The organism is Isachenkonia alkalipeptolytica (genome assembly GCF_009910325.1).
GTDB lineage: Bacteria > Bacillota > Clostridia > Peptostreptococcales > T1SED10-28 > Isachenkonia > Isachenkonia alkalipeptolytica.
Map to the genome: position 1 here is coordinate 79,647 of NZ_SUMG01000004.1, position 19,031 is coordinate 98,677.

Consider the following 19,031-nt stretch of genomic DNA (forward strand, 5'->3'; position numbering starts at 1 on the left):
TCTGAAGCTGGCTTGAATAACTCCATCCCCTTGGAGTCACTGTGAAAAATAATTTCCGCCTCTCTTGTAAAAACTTAAATTTTATGCTAAATTATATATATGTTGTATGTATAGAGTTTTTAAAACACTATATATAGGTTTGTTGATTATTTTACATATCAAGGTTTCCATGATAAAATGATCAATTCGTAGAAGAAATAATATTTAAAATTAATAATTCATACTAGAAACGAAAGGGGTAACAGCGATGCTAAGAGTTGAAAAACGGAATGGGAAGATTGTAGATTTCGAAGCGGAAAAAATCATCACGGCGGTTAAAAAGGCCATGAATGAAACGGAAGATGGTGTGGATGAGGCTTTGGCGAAATCCATCGGGGAAGAGGCCATTGAAGCCTTCAGTGGAAAAGATGTGGTAAACATTGAGGAAATTCAGGATTATGTGGAACTGCAGTTGATGAAATCCAGACCGGAGGTTGCAAGAAAGTATATTGTATACCGACAGGAACGGGCCATCCTAAGGGAACAGGGTTGGAGTATGACGGATTTGCAGCGGGACATTTATGAAAAAAAATACCGCTACGATGCAGAGACCTTCGATGAGTTCTTAGACCGGGTAGCCGTGGAAAACGGTCCTGTGAAAAAGGCGATTAAAGATAAAAAATTCATGCCCGCAGGAAGAATTCTGGTGGGACGAGGTCTGGATAAACTGGGCAGAAAAATCACCCTTAGTAACTGTTACGTAATGCCGAAGGTGGAGGATAATATCGAATCCATTTTTGATACGGCAAAGTACTTAGCAAGAACCTATTCTTACGGCGGAGGGGTAGGCCTGACCCTTTCCAACCTTCGACCGAAGGATGCGAAAGTGAATAATGCAGCGAATACCACTACCGGCGCCGTAAGCTTTATGGATTTATACTCCTTGGTTACGGGGCTGATCGGAATGCGTGGACGAAGGGGAGCCTTGATGCTGAACCTGGACTGCGATCACCCGGATATTGAAGAGTTTATCAATGTGAAAAATATTCAGGACAAAGTGACCTTTGCCAACATTTCTGTCAACGTAACCGATGAATTTTTACAGGCGGTACGGGAAGACCGGGATTTTGAGTTGTACTTCAAGGTGGAATCCTCGGGGGAGGAAATCCGAAAAGTAGTACGGGCGAAGGACTTGTTCAACAAACTGGCTCATAACAACTGGAACATGGCGGAGCCGGGAATCCTCTATAAAGACCGGATTGATTCCTGGCACTTGATGAGTGAGGATAAAAGCTTTGAATTTGCAGGAGTAAACCCCTGCGCCGAGGAAACTTTGCCGGCTTTTGGAAGCTGCAACCTATCCTCCATAAACTTAAGTCGTTTTGTCAAGCACCCCTTCACGAAGTATGCCCGGTTTGAGTTTGAGAAGTTTGGGGAAATGGTTAGAAACGGCGTGATCTATCTAAATGAAATTCTAGATGAAAATATGAATCTTCATCCCTTAGAGCAGCAACGGGAAATGTCCCGGGATCTCCGACAAATCGGCCTTGGAATCATGGGTCTTGCGGATATGTTCATTAAAATGGGAGTGCGCTACGGAAGCAGTGAATCCCTTTCCCTGATCCACCAAATCGGACGGATTATGATCAATGAAGCCTTACGACAATCCGCTTTGATGGCGGAAGCCGACGGACCTTTTCCACGATTCAACAAGGAAGCGGTGCTGAAATCTCCCTTCCTCCAGGAAAATGCCGATGAAGATGTTTTGGAGCTGATTGAAGAACATGGCCTGAGAAACTCTCAACTGCTTACTATTCCTCCAACAGGAAGCATTGCAACCTTGGTGGGCTGTAGTAACGGAGTGGAACCGATTTTCCAGGTAGCTTATACCAGAAAATCCGAATCCTTGCATCATGAAGATACTTATTACAAAGTTTTTACCCCCATCGTTAAAGAATATATGAATGCCAACAACCTTTCCTATGAGGATGATCTGCCGGATCATATCGTAACCACTTCCAATCTGGACTATAAAGAGCGGATTGAAGTACAGGCAACCTGGCAGCAATACATTGATGCCAGCATTTCCTCTACGGTGAATGTGCCAAATGAATTTACCGTGGAGCAGGTGGAGGATCTTTACCTCTTTGCCGGGGAACGAGGGTTAAAAGGCATTACCATCTACCGAGACGGATGCGCTCGAAGCGGAATTCTGATTACGGATCACAAAAAGGATAAGAAAAATCGAATTGAAGAGTTGCAAGAAGAAATCAACCTGTTAGCCGGTGAACAAATCAAAGAAGATCCCGACACCTGCCCTATGTGCGGAGGAAAGCTGAACCGCTCTGGGGGTTGCTCTGAGTGTCAGGACTGCGGATACAGCCCCTGCTCGATTTAACAAAGCTTTTTATAAAGGAATCAATCACTGTATGTATACGGTGGTTGATTTTTTTATTGGCCCGTGGATCTAAAACCTTCGGGAATTTATCAGAAATTCTGGTATGAATCGAAACAGGCCGAAGAAGTCCCCGTTTTTTCTTCAGAAAGAGGGGTAGATATATCATTAGGACATAAATTATTATGCTGAACGGTAATACCGGTATCGGTTTTCAACCGTTGGATTTAAAATCAAAGGCAGGAAAATAACCAGGGAGGGAATATGTATGGAGCGCAAAGTAAAAAAGGAAGTAACGGGATTTCGAACGAAGGACGGGGCGGGAGTCAGCTTGGTAAGAGTCTTGGGCCCGGATTCCATCAGCGATTACGATCCGATTCTAATGCTGGATTCCTTTGACAGTACTAATCCGGAAGATTACACCAAGGGTTTTCCCCTACATCCCCATCGAGGAATTGAAACCATCAGCTATGTTTATCGGGGACAGATGACCCATAGGGACAGCCTGGGAAATGAGGATACCATCGGAGACGGAGAAGTGCAGTGGATGACAGCGGGCTCCGGAATTATGCATGAAGAGCGACTGCCGGCATCGGAACGGTTGTTGGGGGTACAGCTTTGGCTAAATCTTCCGGCAAAGGATAAAATGATAGCCCCGGCCTATAACAGTATAAAGCGGAATCAGATTCAGGAGATCCCTTTAGAAAAGGGAAAACTTCGTCTTTTAGCAGGAGAATATAAGGAATATAAAGGCTACCAAAGTATGTATTTGCCTCTGAATTACTATGATATCCATTTGGATGCCGGTGCCTCCATAACCATCGACACAAAAGAGGACCGGTCAATTATGCTTTTCACCCTTTCAGGACAAGCCATGGTTGGAGATGAAAAAATTCAGGAAAAAACTGCGGTTAAGCTTACAGAAGGGGATCAGGTGAGGATTAACGCCAGGGATCAAAGGGCCCAGGTACTTTATGTCAGCTCCACCTTGTTGGATGAGCCCGTAGCCTGGGGCGGACCCATTGTGATGAATACCAAAGAAGAACTGAATCAAGCCTTCAGTGATTTAGATCAGGGTACCTTTTTAAAAGAGGAAATTGATTACTAAAGCAAAGAGCGTTTTAAAACAGCGGCTAATAAAATAATAATGGTATCTGAAAAAAAATCAGGGGCTACCGGAGAAGGAGAAAATTATGGAAGCGGAATTTCAAGAGATATTACCCTTTTTCACCATCTTAAATAAGGAAGAAAAAGAGGAGTTTCAACGACAAAGCGAAATCCTAAAGGGGGATCCGGGTAAAGTGATTGTGGAAGCCGGGGTGGTCTGTCAAAAGGTTTATTTTGTTTTGGAAGGGAGTCTTCGTGTGTTTCAATTGTCGGAAGAAGGAAGAGAGATGACCCTGTATCGGGCGAGAAAAGGAGAAGCCTGTCTGTTTTCTTTAACCTGTATCATGAAAGAGGAAGCATTGAATACCATAACCGTAGTGGAGAAAAAAGCTAAACTGGTAGGCATTCCCGTGGACTACTTTGAAAAGCTGATGTCAGAGAACATAGAGTTTCAACGATACTTTCTTCGTAGACTGCTGCGTAAAATTTCAAGTCTGATGAGTCGAACGGAAGCGGTAACCTTTCTTTCCATTGAACAGCGCCTGGCAAAATATCTTCAGGACCACTTTTTGAATAATTCTTCCACTACCCTGGCCACCACCCACGAAAAAATCGCCGCAGAAATCGGCACCGCCAGGGAAGTGATCAGCCGGATGTTGAAAACCTTTCAGGAAGAGGAGGTAATCACGCTTTCCCGGGGGAAAATCACCCTTCTTTCTCGAAAAAAGCTGAAAAATAAGCTCCCTCTGTGATTTAGTCACGGTAAAGAAAAAGTTTCTCTGATAAGATGTACTCAGATTAACAAACAAACATCTTAGAGGAGGAATGAACCATGAGTAAAAAACAACGAAATCAAACGATTATATTTATAGTGATCGCTTTAGTGGCTGGAGGACTGTTGACGGGATTTACCCTATACCAAAGTGCACCGAATGCCATGATGATGGAAGACGAAAGCCCCTATGGTTTTGAAGAAACCGTGGAACGCTTTAAAGATGAAGTGGAAGCCGCCGGTTGGTCCGTTGCGGGCATGCACGATATGCAGGAAATTCTGGACGGCCACGGATTTGAAGTGGACAGAATTGAAATCTACGAATTATGCTCATCCCAGTACTCCGCAATGATTTTGGAAGAAGACGATGAACGGATCGTGTCACCCTTAATGCCCTGCAGAATTTCCATCTATGAGAAATCCGATGGCAACACCTATATTTCAAGAATGAATTCAAAGCTAATGGCACGACCCTTCGGAGGCATCATCAACGAGGTTATGCAACAGGCAGCGGATGAGACAGAGGAAATTTTGGATAAAGTATTAGAGTGAAATTTTAAAAACCGGTTATCAATTCTAAAAGGCCCCTTGGGGCCTTTTATTTTGGTAAATTTATGATTAAAGGTGAAAAACAAAGTTTTCACAATGAAAATCAACAAGGAGAAAGGATTGAAGATAAACAACCCGGGGTATAAATACTAATGTATCCAACTAGAAGTTTTTTCTTAAGGTTAACGCCAGGTCATGTTCGAGTTAATTTTCTAAGATAAAGTATAAGCAAAGGAGGAAAATCATGAAACCAACGAAAAGAAAAACACTACTAATCCTTATGATTATCATTATGATTCCCCTGTTGGCTTTCTACGGATGCGGCGGAGAAGATAATGATGAGGAAATGACCGAGGAAACTACCGGCGAGGAAGAAGAGCTTGATGAAACGGAGACTCCCGGTGAAGAAGAACCCGATGATGAGGGTGAAAACGGTGAAGAGGATCCTGGAGATGAAGACCAGGAGTCCGGAGAAGACCGGGATCTGGAAAGTATTTTCGGATCCATGGATTATCCTGTGAACTTTTCCTATGAAATGACCATGGAATCGGAAGCTATGGATAGCTTTACCACTCGACTGTGGATTATGGATGACATGTTTCGCAGCGAAGGAGAGTGGGAGGGACAAACCTTTATCAGTATCCAGGATGATGAATATTACTATATGCTGGACCCCGATACCATGACGGCTATGCGTTTTCCTTCGGATCAGGAGCCTCCTATGGAAGAAGATGCGGAGGATGAGCCCCGGGCCGATGAGTTTATGATCGAAGAGGACTGGGATCGACTGACCTATCACGAAGATGAGGAAATTAACGGAGTAGCCACCTATGTGGTCAGTGACAGTTATGATGAGGTGGAATTAAGAATGTGGATTCATCAGGAGTACGGGATCCCCATGAGAATTGAAAGCACCGGACCGGATCCTGATGATAACTATGTAATGGAGGTATCTAACCTTAAAGTGGGAGAAGTGACGGAAGAGGATTTTGAAATTCCCGATGATTATGAAATCGTGGATTTCGGCAACTAATTTCACCCTGCCCGGAGCCTTATATTTCAATGAGGTTTCGGGTTTTACATTACATAGAAAAGTATCCTTTGGAAATTATCAACTTGAAAATTAAAGTTGCCAACGGTCCAACTTTTTCAGTTAAACCGCGAAAGACTAAAGTCCTGCTTATTTTCGTGTGTTCATAGCAAAAAGTCCGGTGTAATTGGTCGAAGACTGATTTAAAAAACCCTTCGGCGGGTATATACAAGTATCTTGAAAAACATAAAAAAAATGTATTCTGATTTATACAACTAAAGAAAGAAGGTGCTTGTATGTCAAAAGAAATAACCCATGCTTCCTTAAAACGATTTAATACCATTATGGGGTTTCTACACTTGATTCAAGGATTGCTAATGTTGGGATTTGCCCTGTTCATCGACCGGATTGCGGAGTTTCGAATTCCCTTATGGTCTTACTTTTTAACCTTTGATCAAACCCAGATGCGCTTGGTTACGGAACCTAATCAGTTAGGGGAGCTGCCCTTCGGTATTATGGTCTCCCTGTTTTTATTCCTATCCGCCGCGGCCCACTTTATTATTGTGAGCCCCTGGGGTAATCCGATTTACAACCGGGACTTAGATCGGGGAATGAACCGATTTCGCTGGTATGAGTATGCGCTGAGCTCCTCCTTAATGATCGTCCTGATTGCTCTGTTATTCGGAGTATATGGCATCGGGGCCCTGTTGTTAATAGTAGCGGCCAATGCTTCCATGAATCTCTTCGGTCTGGATATGGAGGAGATCAATCAGTATACGGAAAAAACCAATTGGAAGCCCTTTATCTTCGGAAGCTTTGCAGGTATCGTTCCCTGGATCGTAATTCTTCTATATGCCTTTGGAAATGCCAATCCTGCCGAGGTGCCCTGGTTTGTTTATGCGTTGGTGGGAAGTTATTTCATATTTTTCAATCTGTTCCCCATTAATATGATTTTACAGTATAAAAAAGTGGGGAAATGGAAGAATTATTTATACGGGGAAAGGGGATACATTATTCTCAGCCTTGTGGCCAAATCCGTATTGGCATGGATCGCTTTTGCAGGAGTAATGCAGCCGTAAAATATCTGAATAATTCAATTTCACCTTGACACCTGATCATCCCTCCGATATACTTTTTATAAACAATTGCATATTAAAATGAAACAAGGACAATGGAGACAAAAAAGGAGAGTCGTTGAGGCGGCTCTTTTATTTTTTGTCCTTTTTTGTGGGAATTTTCAAGGGAAGAGAGGATTCCAAAGGTCTCTATCTTATCAGTTACTTTACCGCTGAGTTCGGGTATCAACCAAAGTAAGACTTATGAAAGGCAAATTATTATTATAGAGGAGGAGTTTCATTGAAAAATTATATTATGGCCCTAGATCAGGGAACCACCAGCTCCAGAGCAATCATTTTTGACCAAGAGGGAAATAACGTCGGTACCAGTCAAACGGAATTTACCCAGATTTACCCGAAGGCCGGATGGGTGGAGCACGACGCCATGGAAATCTGGGGGACCCAAAGCGGAATGGCCCGGCAGGTGTTGGAAGTCAATGGCATACGCCCGGAAGAAGTGGCGGCCATCGGAATTACCAACCAACGGGAAACCACCGTGGTATGGGACAGAGAAACGGGAAGACCGATCTACAATGCCATTGTCTGGCAGTGCCGACGGACCTCGGATATCTGTGATGACTTGAAAGCCTTGGGAATGACCGATATTGTACGGAAAAAGACGGGGTTGGTGATTGATGCTTATTTTTCCGGCACGAAAATCAAGTGGCTCCTGGACAATGTGGAGGGGGCCAGGGAAAAGGCGGAAGCGGGAAAGCTCCTTTTTGGTACCATCGACACCTGGCTGATCTGGAATCTCACCCGGGGAAAGGTCCATGTTACGGACTACAGCAATGCCTCACGAACGATGCTGTTTAATATTCACACCCTTCAGTGGGACGAGGAACTCTTAGAGGTCCTAGACATTCCAAAATCCATGCTTCCTGAAGTAAAACCTTCCAGTGAAGTCTACGGTTACACCGATGAACAAACCTTTGGCGGGGCGAGAATCCCCATTGCAGGAGATGCAGGGGACCAGCAGGCGGCCCTGTTCGGACAGGCCTGTTTTGAACCGGGGATGGCAAAGAACACCTACGGCACCGGTTGTTTTATGCTGATGAATACAGGAGAAGAGCCCATTGCCTCGGAGAACGGTCTGCTGACCACCATCGCCTGGGGACGGGAAGGTAAGGTTACCTACGCTCTGGAAGGAAGTATTTTCATCGCTGGAGCCTCCATTCAGTGGCTACGGGATGAGCTGCGGTTGATTTATGATGCGGCCCAAAGTGAGTACTATGCAAATTTGGTGGAGGACACCAACGGCGTTTATGTGGTACCCGCCTTTACGGGACTGGGGGCCCCCTACTGGGATATGTACGCCAGGGGAACCATCGTGGGCCTCACCCGGGGGGTAAAACGGGAGCATATCGTCCGAGCCACCTTAGAATCCATTGCCTACCAAACCCGGGATGTCCTCAGCGCTATGGAGGAGGATTCCAGCATTAAGCTGAAGACCCTGAAAGTGGACGGCGGGGCCTCGGCGAATAATTTCCTGATGGATTTTCAAGCGGATATTTTAGGAGTTCCGGTAAAAAGAACCTCCGTGGAGGAAACCACCGCCTTAGGTGCCGCATACTTAGCCGGCCTTGCCGTAGGATTCTGGAAGGACCTGGATGAAATTAAGGAAAAATGGGAAATGGACCGGGAGTTTATACCCGAGATGGAAGAGGAAAAAAAGGAAGAATTATACCGAAAATGGACCAAGGCCGTGGAATGCTCCGCGGGCTGGGAAAAAAAGTAGCTCGCCACAAATATCCTGGAAGAAATGATCCCGCTGAAGGAGGAAAATCAATGTACGATGTAATCATTATCGGGGCAGGGGTGATTGGAACCGCCGTTGCCCGGGAGTTATCGAAATATCAGGGAAGGGTGGCCATCCTGGAGAAAAATCCCGAAGTATGTCAAGGAACCACCAAGGCCAACAGTGCCATTGTGCATGGAGGATACGACGCCCGGCACGGAACCCTGAAAGGAAAGCTCAATAAACGGGGAGTTGAGCTGTATCCCGGTCTTGCCAAGGCGCTTAACTTTCCCTATCAACGCTGCGGCTCCATGGTGCTGGCCTTTAACCGGGAAGAAGAGCAAAAACTTTGGGCCTTAATGGAAAACGGAAAGAAAAACGGTGTGGAAGGCTTGGAATTGTTAACCGGGGAGGAAGTCCGACAAATAGAGCCGGGGATTGCTCCGGAGGTTACGAAGGTTTTGTATGCGAAAAACGCCGGGATTACCTGTCCTTTTAATATGACCTTCGCCCTGTTGGAAAATGCCATGGAAAACGGAACGGAACTCTTTGTGAATACCGAGGTGAAAGGCATTAAGGAGTTCGGGGAAGGGTTAAGCCTTTTCACACCTCAGGGGGAATTTCAAGGAAAAATGGTGATCAATGCCGCCGGGGTACATTCCGACAGGATCGCTGAAATGATAGGGGACCGGAACTATAAAATCACTCCAAATCGAGGGGAATACCGGATTCTGGACCGAAAAGCAGGGGATACGGTCTCCCATGTGATTTTTCAAACCCCGACCCCCGACGGAAAAGGGGTGTTGGTGGCCCCGACGGTCCACGGAAACATCATTGTAGGGCCCACCTCCGACGGTATTGACAGTCCGGAAGATACCCGGACAACTAAGGCGGGTATCGAAAAAGTGGACCGCTCCGCAAGCAAAGCCGTACCGAAGGTTCCCTTGAGGGAGAGCATTCGAATATTCTCGGGAATACGAGCCTCCGTTGAAGGGAGCGATTTTATCATAGAACCCTCTAAGACTGCAAAGGGGCTCATGCATTTAATCGGCATTGACAGCCCAGGACTGGCTTCGGCACCGGCCATAGGAGAAATGGTGGTAGGGGAAATCCAAGAAAGGCTGTCCCTGGAAAAAAAGCAGAACTTTATCGAAAAGCGTAGAGCCATTCCCCACTTTGAGGCCTTGAGCAACGGGGAAAAAGAGGGGCTTTTGAAGGCGAATCCCCGGTATAAAAAGATTATCTGCCGCTGTGAGATGATCACCGAAGGAGAAATCCTGGAGGCCATCCACCGACGGGGAGGGGCCACCACCCTGGACGGGATTAAACGAAGGGTACGACCGGGATCCGGTCGCTGCCAGGGGGGATTCTGCGGCCCCCGGGTGTTGGAGATTTTATCCCGGGAGCTTCAAATTCCCATGGAGGAGATTCGTAAAGAAGGCACGGATTCCAAACTGCTGAGCGGGAAGTTGAAAGGAGCATTAAAATGATGAAGGACGTAATTGTAATCGGAGGAGGTCCCGCCGGCCTTGGAGCGGCCCTAGAGGCGAAAAAAGCCGGAGCAACGTCCGTTGTGGTGCTGGAGCGGGACCGGGAACTGGGCGGTATTCTTAATCAGTGTATCCATAACGGTTTCGGACTCCAGGAATTCAAGGAGGAGCTCACCGGTCCCGAGTATGCCCAGCGATTTATTAACCAAGTGAAGGGGGAAGACATCGAGGTGCATCTGAATACCATGGTGCTGGACGTAACGGAGGATCGTAGGGTGACGGTCCTGGGAGACGAGGGAATCCAAGAAATTCGAGGGAAAGCCGTGGTCCTTGCCATGGGCTGTCGGGAGCGAACCTCGGGCGCCATTGATCTTCAGGGCTACCGGCCCGCAGGGGTTTATAATGCAGGGATGGCCCAGCGGATTTTAAATATGGAAGGCTACCAGGTGGGCAAGGAAGTGGTGATTTACGGTTCCGGTGACATCGGCCTGATCATGGCCCGGAGAATGACCTTAGAGGGGGCCAAGGTCATGGCCGTAGTGGAAGTGATGCCCCATTCCAGCGGACTTTATCGAAACATTGCCCAGTGCCTGGAGGATTACGATATTCCCCTGCTTCTGCGTCATCAGATCGAAGAAGTTCATGGTAAGGACCGCATCGAAGGGGTGCGTATCAGCAAAATTGATGAGCAGTGGCAGCCCATCGAAGGGACTCAGCAAACCATATCCTGCGATACGTTGTTGCTTTCCGTGGGACTGATACCGGAAAATGAATTGTCGGAGAAAGCCCGGGTTTCCCTGGATCCTAGAACCAAGGGAGCCGTGGTCAAAAGTACCATGGAAACCGATGTGCCGGGAATCTTTTCCTGCGGCAATGTGCTCCATGTCCATGATATTGTGGATTTTGTCACCGAGGAAAGCCGCATCGCCGGAAGAAACGCCGCCCGCTTTGCGGCGGGAGCCCTGCCCCGGGGCAAAGAAGTGCTCACAAACCCGGGAAAAGGGGTTACCTATACCCTGCCCCATCGGATTATGTTGGAGGATCCCGACGGCGTCACCCTGTTTTTACGAAGTGATGTGATCTATAAAAAGGCCCGGGTGAAGGTAAAGGAGGGGGAGCGAATCGTAAAGGAAAAAAGAGAGCGCTTGATCGTTCCCTCGGAAATGGTACAGATCAACCTGAGTCCGGAGGATTTGAGCTCCCTGACAGGAGAGATTATCGTAGAGATCGAAGGTGAAGAAAATGACTAAATTTGTGGAAAAGGAAATTACCTGCATTGCCTGCCCCATGGGCTGCAAGCTGGAAATTACCATGGAGGAAGACAAGTATATGATTGAAGGCTATAAATGCAAAAAAGGATTGGAATACGGAGAACAAGAGCTCAAAGACCCCAGAAGGATTATTACCACCACCTTTACCGTCAAGGGCGGCTTTCTCCCCTTAGTTCCCGTAAAGACGGACCGCCCCCTGCCCAAAGGGAAGATCTTCGAATTAATGAAGGCGATCGACCGGGCTTTTGTGGAGGCGCCGGTTAAGATGGGGCAGATTCTGATGGAGGATTTTCAGGATACAGGGGTAAACATTGTGGCAACCCGTGACCTTCCTTTGAAGGAGTTGTAAGTTGATAGTCAGCACGGGAATAAAGGTGTTTTAATACTTGACAAACCTCTCTATAGATACTACACTATGCAACAAGATATTATTAACACAAACTAGAAGCACAATCTATAGGAGGTTTTATGTTGAAGAAAAAAATTATTACAATGTTAGCGTTAGCTTTGGTGGGACTATTTGTACTGACCGCCTGCGGTGATGGAGAAGTGGAAAACGGAGACAATGGAGAAAACGATGAAGGCACAGCTCAAAGTGAAGATGCTCTTGGGGAAATGCAACAGGAAGAAATAGATATGGATGATTTTGAAGAGTCCGATGTTTTCCTTCGAGTGAACGATGATGAAATAACCTTTGCTGAGTTTGAAGAGGAGTTTGAACGAAGCAAGGAAATGGCAGAAACTCAGTATGGTATGGATTTTGACGATGAAGATGCAGCGGTTATGATCCCTCAGCTTCAGCAACAGGCTGTAGAGTCTATAATTACCCAACACGTAATGTTGCAGGAAGCCGAAGACCAAGATATTGAAGTTACCGATGAAGACGTAGAAGAGAATGTTGAAGAGCTGAAAGTACAATTTGATGGCGAAGAAGGTCTAGAACAGGCCATGGAAGCGGAAGGTCTTACCGATGACTCTTTACGGGAATTCCTTTACGAGAACCTGATGATTGAAAATCTCATGAGTCGGAACCTGGACTTAGACAATATTGAAGTTACGGAAGAAGAAAAGGAAGCCTATTATGCACAACTTCAGGAAAGCTGGGAAGAGCAAGGACAAGAAGAGGTCCCCTATGAAGATGTGGAAGACCAGATTACCGAACAGCTTCAACAACAACAGATCCAGGAAAAGCAGATGGAATACGTTGAAGAGTTGATGGCGGAAGCTGATATCGACAGACTGTATCAATAATTAAACAGAGAAAAATCAATAAGAAATAACTGAACCGCCTTTTCGGATCCCTCTTGGGAAACCGGAAAGGTGTTTTTTTTAGTGATTGTAATATCAATGATACATTTGTCTGTTATCCTTTGGCCAAGACTAAAAACAGACAAAATATGCTCTTTTTATTTATTATAACGGAGTACTTGATCGCTTTAGAGCTTCAGCTTCACCCGGTAATCACTCTGGTCGCATTGACCCTGGGAAGCGGAGGATTATCCGTTCTTGCCACGAATTTCATCAGCCGGTTCACTTGGGGCACTTATCCGGATATTATGACCGCTCAAATTCTGTATTTTGCCCTGGGAGATATAGCTTCTCTGGATGTGGATTACTTAACGGTTTATAAGGGTATGCTTAGTGATGAACTGGTAAAAAAAGTTAAACAAGAAGATAAAGATCTCTTTGTCTGGACCGTAAATTCTGAAGGGTCGATCCGGGAAGTATTGCAATATGATATTAAAGGAATTATTACGGATTATCCTCTGCGGGTTCGCGAGATTATGGGACGGGGAAATGAATAAAATCAAGACACTATGCCTGTGTTTTTATCCCGAATGAGGATAAATACACAGGTTCTTTTCCGGAAAATTTTCAGCCTGGGCACAGCGACTTATTTTCTTTGAAAACCCTGGAATTACATCAATATTTGATTGGAAGGTGTGGAATATTGGTATAAATACATAAAACAGCAATAATAGATGGTTCTTTAAGCCGGGGGGAGAGAATAATGATTAATAAAAATAGATGGGTACTCCTCATGGTAATTCTCACGATGATCTTTTTTAGCGGTTGTAGAAGAGGTGAAGAGGAAAAGCCGGAAGGTACGGAGGAAACGGAAATAGAGGTTCTTATTAAAGATCCAAGTAATTGGGTTTACTTTAGGGAGTCTTCCTTTGAACGGTTGTTGGAACATCGAAGATACACAGACCGCCGACTATCCTATGAAGACCTCTACCGGGAGATTGATTACCGTTTGATGATGGAAGAAGAGGCCGTGCTGGATTTATTCGGTTCTCCCAATGAAAAAGTGGAAGACCTCTTTGCCTATCAGATGTATATTTTGGAATACGACGGACTGATCATCCAAATCAACGATTATGATCATGGCGTTTATGCCACAGGTTATTATATAAGAAGTCCGGAATTCACAGGACCTAGGGGAACTTACGTGGGACAAAGTGCCGGTGAAGTGTTGTTAGCCTATCCTCTTCCGGAGAAGGAAGCTGTTTTAGGGGAACAGGGACAGGTCTACTGGGGTGATGAAACCGAGTACTACGGTGCCCATATGGGGGCGATACACCATTTGGAGGACGGAGAGATCACAGAAATCCGTTATGCCGAGGGTACCGGATTTGCAGGGGTGGCCTATGAAATTTTCGAAGGCGTGGTACAATCCATCTATTTTTTTGAAATGAATTAAACACCAAAGTCCTTAAGGGATCCTCGGGGATCTTCAGGGCTTTTTTTATTGTATTTCAGCGAGAATACTTTTTTTAAAGCCCTTTCTCCAACATCGAAATTCTTGGGTGTTCAATAATTTCTTGTTTTTTAAAGGATTTCGGGAAGACAATGTAGAATTAATTACTATATCATACCGAGAAGGCTGGGATACTTATGAGAAATAATCAGATCCTTAAATTGGGACTAAGTTTTTTACTTCCCGGAATCCTGTTTTTTTTCCCGCCGCTGCAAATGGATTCGAATCAGGGGGTTGTTTTATCGGCTCTAGTGTTAACCGTCACATGGTGGGCAACGGGCATCGTAAAAAAATCCGTGGCATCTCTATTTTTGTTGACGGTGTTTTCATTTTGGGGGAGTACACCCCTGGTAGAAATTTTTCGGTTTCCCTTGTCGGAGAATTTTGTATTGGTTTTATTTTCCTTTATATTCACCGAAGGGATTATGAACAGTGGACTACCGGAGAAAATAATAGAACCCGCGTTGGAAAAAGGGGGTAAGGAAATTCGCTCCTTGCTTTGGATGATCATCGGACTGAATGTTTTGTTGATTTTTGTAATCCCCCAGCCCTTTGCCAGAATTATTATCCTCGGGACCATACTAAAAGGGTTTTTCCAAGGGCGAAAGCTTGGTCAGGACCTGATTGAGGTATTAATGCTTTTTACCTTTGCCGCAGCCATTGTGGTAAACATGATGTTCCTTCGAGGGGATATCATCTTGAACAATGCTTTGATTGCCATTGCTGGCATTGAAATTTCCGAAGGTTTATGGATCCGAATCATGACGGTGCCCACGCTGATCTTTATCGGTTTGACCTATTTGCTGTTTTACATACTGTTTAAGCAAGTGCTGTTGACCTATCCCGTAACCGAAAAAACGTTAAAACACCCTTATCAAGAAACCTACCTGACAAAAAAGGATAAAAGAAACCTCCGGCTGATTCTCGCTGTGGTTTTTCTTTGGATGGCGGAGCCCTTTCACGGCATGGGATCCCCGGCGGTAATTGTTTTCGGAACGGCAATGCTGGCCTTGGTGGGCTTGATTAAGAAAAGGGGTGTAGGAGCCGTGAATTTTGAGCTTTTGATTTTTATCACCGCCGCCTTTTCCATCGGGGCGGTTATGACCAACAGCGGTGTGGCGGAAATCCTGTTGTTGCCCTTGAAAGGTTTGCTACCGGAGGAATTCGGTGTCCTATATCTTTTAGTTATTATGGTGATCTCCATGGTCATGCATATGATTCTCGGGAGTAACATCACAACCCTTTCCGTGGTAGTTCCCGGCCTGATGCTGATCGGTGAAGGCGTAATACCTGCCTTGGGACTTGTTTTTGTCATACATGTTTCCGTATCCACCCATTATTTACTACCCTTCCATAATGTAATCCTATTAATTGGAAACGGAAAAGGTTTATTTGGCAGCAGACTGGTTAGCCGATATGGTGTGGGACTCACCCTTTTGATGCCCGTGGTTCTGCTGGGGGTCTATTATATTTGGTGGCGCATTATCGGTTTACTGTAAACTAATAATTCGTAGCCATACAGTAGAGCGAATGTTTACCATAACTTGAAAGGAATAAGAGGAATGAATCGCCGGAGTTTAGGGCTCATCAAGGATGGTTATCCCTGCGGCATCCGCCTGTTGGGGGAAGCTGTCCATGACTTCCCGGGAACGAACCTCCACGTATTGTCCTACTGCGTAGTCCTCTACATCGTTTACGTTATACCAAACCGCAATCAGGTCCCGGTCATCGGAGGCTTCTACGCTTTTTTCCAACAGTTCTTCTTCAGACAGTTCGCCGATATCTTCCCGGTCAACATGACTGATCACGTAGATCCGCTCTTCGGTAATATCCACAATGTAGCCTTCCTGACTTCGGACGGTGGGATCCAGGGAGGTTCCGCAGGAAGCGGTAAACACCACAAGGAATAAAGCAACAGATAAAAGTTTTAGTTTGCGACGGTTAAATAAAGGATTAAACATAAAGATTCTCCTTTCTTGAATTTTCGTGTCTCGTTCATGTCCGGTTACGGTTAACCCTGGTTGTTGCCAAAGGGCTTTTACCAAAGGGCCTTTACCAACTTGATACCCATAAGACGATAATGTTAAAGAAAATGTTCCGATTTGCAGGGAAAAGACATATAGTATATGAAAAAGAGTTGGAATGTCAAATAATGACGAAGGAAATTTTTGATACAGCAGCACCGCTGTGGTATTATAAATAAGGATTCATGAATCGATCTACATAATAATATTTGATCAAGAGGCAGAAGGGGGATTTTATGAAGTATAACAACCGGGAAGTGAAATGGTTTTTAGGAATTGTGATTGTGCTACTGATTGCTGTAATCGTTGGAAGTGTATATATAAGTCGAACCGGAGAGGCCGAGGCTAAAAATGAAGCGCTGGAAAATGCTTTTAGGGAAGCAAAGCATGAAATGGCAGAGGAATACGACGATGAACTTGCAGAAAACATAGAGATTCACGAGCTGATTGAGGTCGCCGATGGAAGGAATGAAATATCCTATGAAGTGATTCTCACACGGCCTAATCTCACGGAGGTGTATGACCGTTTATATGAAGGGGTGATCGATGAAGAGGTTTGGGAAGAGGAATCCATGGAGGAGGCTGTAGAGCGGATCTATGCCGAGGCCCTGGAAGATGCCTCCCGAGAGAGCATGGCTCTTCCGGAAGAAATTCGAATTTCAAGACAGAATAGAGGCAACTGGCGAGCGGAAAATCCCGAGGCTTTCTATTTTGTGATCCCACAGAATCCCACATCCTATATCGCAGATGATTTACAAAAGATTAAAGATTTTATGGACTTTACCGTGGTCAGTGATGAACTTCCTGAGGGATCCTTGGAAAAAGAGGTAGCAAAAACCCTAATGGATAAGGATTTTTTTCGTGATTTCGGCTTTGTGTTTACCCAGAGTTCCGAAGGGGATACTTACCGTCTTCAGGTATCCTTAAAGGGCTTTTATCAAGAGGAGGCATTGGATGATCTGATCACGGAAGAAGATTTCCGGGAGTATCGGGGAGAAATCCATAGCCAAGAGGAGTTAGTGAATATCATTGTGGAAACCATGGAGGAGGAGGCAACAAGAACCCTGGGGATCCATTCTTTAGAACTCCGGGAATATGAAAGACCCACCGACGAACTCTTCGGCTATGAGCTGCTTTATCGAAGCGGCTATCCTGAGGATTTTCTGGGGGAATATATCGATGAAGAAGGGGTATTTGAAATACGGAGCCTATACCTGGAGTCCTTAAAACGATACTACTTAAGTATTCAAATAGATCATGTACTGGATAGGGCGGATCCTGCCTGGGTAGAGGAGTTCAGTGATAAAAACCCCTTACAGGTGGCGGTAGATAGTGACGAGATTGCTGTTTTATTTTCCGATAATCAGGAACTGGTTTTCCAAACCTATGATTTTCAAAACGGTGAGCTTACGGGACAGTCGGTTATAGCCGAGGACTACCCTGTGATTTTATATGCTGAGCTTGAAGAGTATAAGGACTATGAAATTGAGCGGCACCGGGATTATTATATAGTTACGGATCAATCCGTCAGGGATCAGTGGTGGATTTTACAAAGAGGAGAAGAGGAACTTTTCCTTCGGAGCAATGGAGCCCTAGAAACAGGTGGGGAGTTCGTTACTTACACCGAGGAATTTTTACTGGAGAATGACAATGTGTTTTCCATCATCTCCCATGAAGAGGATGACCTCGATGGAAATTTTACTGTGAAAGTAAAAAATCATACCCAAGATACCACCGAAGAGGTATATTTTGACGAAAGAATCCCTGGGGAATACTTTTTAAGCCCCGGCCATGGAATCATGCTGATGTATCCCGTCGTGGATAGGACAGAAGAGGGGGGAACTTCGGAAGCCTCATTAACCCTTTATGATTTTGAAAAAGAAGAAATTATAGAGCCGGAAGAATTCCCTGAAGAACTACAAGAGGCTAACATTACCCAGGTGGAAGCGATTAATGAGGACCGGCTACTGGTGGTTACCGGAGCTAGAGATTTCTGGGAGTTTAATATGGTGGAGAACAGCTTTTTGCCCTCGGAACTCACGGAAGCTTTAGAGCCTGTCTATGAAACCAAAGAAGAAAGAGGGATCCATGAAGTCCGTTATGACTTTCACCCCATGGAAGAGAATTATTACTTCCTGGAAATCCTGGGTCTTTCCAGCGGAGGGATGATCAGGGACCGAAGTATGATTCTAAAGGATTATGAGGGAATCCTGGAGGCAGTTATTGAAGTAAACCATAGCAGCGAGCAGGGAAGAAGTGTCTTGAACTACGAAATCGGTAACGATCTATTAATCGCTGCAGAACAATCTTTAGGAGAAGATAGTAGACGGATGGATGTAACCCTGATGGAGATATCCTATAACGCCTTGGATGAAATAGAAGAAGTAACTTCCCTGGAAACTATTGAAGAATTCATTCGTGAAGGCTACGCTTCGGTACTCGCTACCTATGAAGAACCCATTGAGAACGATGGTAAGGAGCACTTTACCATATCCATGGACAGTTTGATGAACCGATCTTTTATGGATTTTCCCGCGGGGATTTACTATGACCGGGAAACCGGGGATTTACTGATTGAAAGCAGCAGTGGCAGATATTCGATGAATGGCTTTTTAAGACACTTTAAAGATGGGGGCAACGAAGCAAAGACGCCTCCTTTATGGAATTACGACGACTTGTATATAAATCACGAACATGAGTGGGTTTATTACCAAGATGAGCGGGGAATGCTGGTGTATGAATTGGAGGCGTTTATTCCCGCATTGGTTCAGGAAAGAAATTAAGAAGAATAAATATGAGG

16 protein-coding genes are annotated in these 19,031 nt (G+C 45.2%); 15 read left to right on the top strand and 1 reads right to left on the bottom strand.

Annotation, left to right across the window (positions count from 1 at the left end):
- The first annotated feature begins 247 nt into the window (after window positions 1–247).
- The 14 genes from ISALK_RS04790 to ISALK_RS04855 all read left to right on the top strand — a co-directional run bounded on the left by ISALK_RS04790 (window position 248) and on the right by ISALK_RS04855 (window position 15,706).
- On the top strand, window positions 248–2,377 hold the full coding sequence (locus ISALK_RS04790) for an adenosylcobalamin-dependent ribonucleoside-diphosphate reductase (protein WP_160719653.1): 2,130 nt from the start codon (window positions 248–250) through the stop codon (window positions 2,375–2,377).
- 265 nt (window positions 2,378–2,642) lie between these two features.
- Window positions 2,643–3,482 carry a pirin family protein gene (locus ISALK_RS04795; RefSeq protein WP_160719655.1) on the top strand — a complete coding sequence of 280 codons (840 nt, stop codon included), beginning with the start codon at window positions 2,643–2,645 and terminating at the stop codon, window positions 3,480–3,482.
- An 85-nt stretch (window positions 3,483–3,567) separates the two neighbouring features.
- Window positions 3,568–4,233 (top strand): Crp/Fnr family transcriptional regulator, encoded by a 666-nt coding sequence (locus ISALK_RS04800; protein WP_160719657.1) that lies wholly within the window; start codon window positions 3,568–3,570, stop codon window positions 4,231–4,233.
- Window positions 4,234–4,313: 80 nt separating this feature from the next.
- Window positions 4,314–4,805: a DUF302 domain-containing protein gene (locus ISALK_RS04805; RefSeq protein ID WP_160719659.1), complete on the top strand. Its 492-nt coding sequence runs from the start codon at window positions 4,314–4,316 to the stop codon at window positions 4,803–4,805.
- A gap of 241 nt (window positions 4,806–5,046) precedes the next feature.
- On the top strand, window positions 5,047–5,835 hold the full coding sequence (locus ISALK_RS04810) for a hypothetical protein (RefSeq protein ID WP_160719661.1): 789 nt from the start codon (window positions 5,047–5,049) through the stop codon (window positions 5,833–5,835).
- A gap of 293 nt (window positions 5,836–6,128) precedes the next feature.
- On the top strand, window positions 6,129–6,911 hold the full coding sequence (heR, locus tag ISALK_RS04815) for a heliorhodopsin HeR (protein ID WP_160719663.1): 783 nt from the start codon (window positions 6,129–6,131) through the stop codon (window positions 6,909–6,911).
- A 277-nt stretch (window positions 6,912–7,188) separates the two neighbouring features.
- Window positions 7,189–8,685 carry a glycerol kinase GlpK gene (gene glpK / locus ISALK_RS04820; protein WP_160719665.1) on the top strand — a complete coding sequence of 499 codons (1,497 nt, stop codon included), beginning with the start codon at window positions 7,189–7,191 and terminating at the stop codon, window positions 8,683–8,685.
- A gap of 50 nt (window positions 8,686–8,735) precedes the next feature.
- Window positions 8,736–10,175, top strand: a complete 1,440-nt coding sequence (locus tag ISALK_RS04825; protein ID WP_160719667.1) for an NAD(P)/FAD-dependent oxidoreductase — start codon at window positions 8,736–8,738, stop codon at window positions 10,173–10,175.
- Window positions 10,172–11,425 (top strand): NAD(P)/FAD-dependent oxidoreductase, encoded by a 1,254-nt coding sequence (locus tag ISALK_RS04830; protein ID WP_160719671.1) that lies wholly within the window; start codon window positions 10,172–10,174, stop codon window positions 11,423–11,425. The genes ISALK_RS04825 and ISALK_RS04830 overlap by 4 nt, the downstream gene beginning before the upstream one ends.
- Window positions 11,418–11,795, top strand: coding sequence for a DUF1667 domain-containing protein (locus ISALK_RS04835; protein WP_160719675.1), 378 nt, complete (start codon window positions 11,418–11,420; stop codon window positions 11,793–11,795). Before ISALK_RS04830 ends, ISALK_RS04835 begins: the two co-directional genes overlap by 8 nt.
- 122 nt (window positions 11,796–11,917) lie before the next feature.
- On the top strand, window positions 11,918–12,697 hold the full coding sequence (locus tag ISALK_RS04840; RefSeq protein ID WP_160719679.1) for a SurA N-terminal domain-containing protein: 780 nt from the start codon (window positions 11,918–11,920) through the stop codon (window positions 12,695–12,697).
- A gap of 146 nt (window positions 12,698–12,843) precedes the next feature.
- A complete protein-coding gene (locus tag ISALK_RS04845; RefSeq protein WP_160719681.1) occupies window positions 12,844–13,251 on the top strand; it encodes a glycerophosphodiester phosphodiesterase family protein in 408 nt (135 codons plus the stop codon).
- A gap of 206 nt (window positions 13,252–13,457) precedes the next feature.
- Window positions 13,458–14,150, top strand: coding sequence for a hypothetical protein (locus ISALK_RS04850; protein ID WP_160719684.1), 693 nt, complete (start codon window positions 13,458–13,460; stop codon window positions 14,148–14,150).
- A gap of 194 nt (window positions 14,151–14,344) precedes the next feature.
- Window positions 14,345–15,706 (top strand): SLC13 family permease, encoded by a 1,362-nt coding sequence (locus ISALK_RS04855; protein ID WP_160719688.1) that lies wholly within the window; start codon window positions 14,345–14,347, stop codon window positions 15,704–15,706.
- Between the two features lie 78 nt (window positions 15,707–15,784).
- Here ISALK_RS04855 and ISALK_RS04860 read toward each other — a convergent pair whose 3' ends face one another.
- The gene (locus tag ISALK_RS04860; RefSeq protein WP_160719691.1) at window positions 15,785–16,168 is read right to left on the bottom strand and encodes a DUF3221 domain-containing protein; all 384 of its coding nucleotides are present in this window, start codon (window positions 16,166–16,168) and stop codon (window positions 15,785–15,787) included.
- 299 nt (window positions 16,169–16,467) lie between these two features.
- Between ISALK_RS04860 and ISALK_RS04865 the strand changes: the two genes are divergently transcribed.
- Window positions 16,468–19,014, top strand: coding sequence for a hypothetical protein (locus tag ISALK_RS04865; RefSeq protein WP_160719694.1), 2,547 nt, complete (start codon window positions 16,468–16,470; stop codon window positions 19,012–19,014).
- Window positions 19,015–19,031: the final 17 nt, after the last annotated feature.

What these genes read in the sequence shown, in the direction of transcription:
- ISALK_RS04845 (WP_160719681.1), top strand. Translation starts at nt 12,844, where the DNA reads ATGCTCTTTTTATTTATTATAACGGAGTACTTGATCGCTTTAGAGCTT.
- ISALK_RS04825 (WP_160719667.1), top strand. Translation starts at nt 8,736, where the DNA reads ATGTACGATGTAATCATTATCGGGGCAGGGGTGATTGGAACCGCCGTT.
- ISALK_RS04790 (WP_160719653.1), top strand. Translation starts at nt 248, where the DNA reads ATGCTAAGAGTTGAAAAACGGAATGGGAAGATTGTAGATTTCGAAGCG.
- ISALK_RS04865 (WP_160719694.1), top strand. Translation starts at nt 16,468, where the DNA reads ATGAAGTATAACAACCGGGAAGTGAAATGGTTTTTAGGAATTGTGATT.
- ISALK_RS04855 (WP_160719688.1), top strand. Translation starts at nt 14,345, where the DNA reads ATGAGAAATAATCAGATCCTTAAATTGGGACTAAGTTTTTTACTTCCC.
- ISALK_RS04795 (WP_160719655.1), top strand. Translation starts at nt 2,643, where the DNA reads ATGGAGCGCAAAGTAAAAAAGGAAGTAACGGGATTTCGAACGAAGGAC.
- ISALK_RS04835 (WP_160719675.1), top strand. Translation starts at nt 11,418, where the DNA reads ATGACTAAATTTGTGGAAAAGGAAATTACCTGCATTGCCTGCCCCATG.
- ISALK_RS04800 (WP_160719657.1), top strand. Translation starts at nt 3,568, where the DNA reads ATGGAAGCGGAATTTCAAGAGATATTACCCTTTTTCACCATCTTAAAT.
- ISALK_RS04860 (WP_160719691.1), bottom strand. Translation starts at nt 16,168, where the DNA reads ATGTTTAATCCTTTATTTAACCGTCGCAAACTAAAACTTTTATCTGTT.
- ISALK_RS04810 (WP_160719661.1), top strand. Translation starts at nt 5,047, where the DNA reads ATGAAACCAACGAAAAGAAAAACACTACTAATCCTTATGATTATCATT.
- heR (WP_160719663.1), top strand. Translation starts at nt 6,129, where the DNA reads ATGTCAAAAGAAATAACCCATGCTTCCTTAAAACGATTTAATACCATT.
- ISALK_RS04830 (WP_160719671.1), top strand. Translation starts at nt 10,172, where the DNA reads ATGATGAAGGACGTAATTGTAATCGGAGGAGGTCCCGCCGGCCTTGGA.
- ISALK_RS04850 (WP_160719684.1), top strand. Translation starts at nt 13,458, where the DNA reads ATGATTAATAAAAATAGATGGGTACTCCTCATGGTAATTCTCACGATG.
- ISALK_RS04805 (WP_160719659.1), top strand. Translation starts at nt 4,314, where the DNA reads ATGAGTAAAAAACAACGAAATCAAACGATTATATTTATAGTGATCGCT.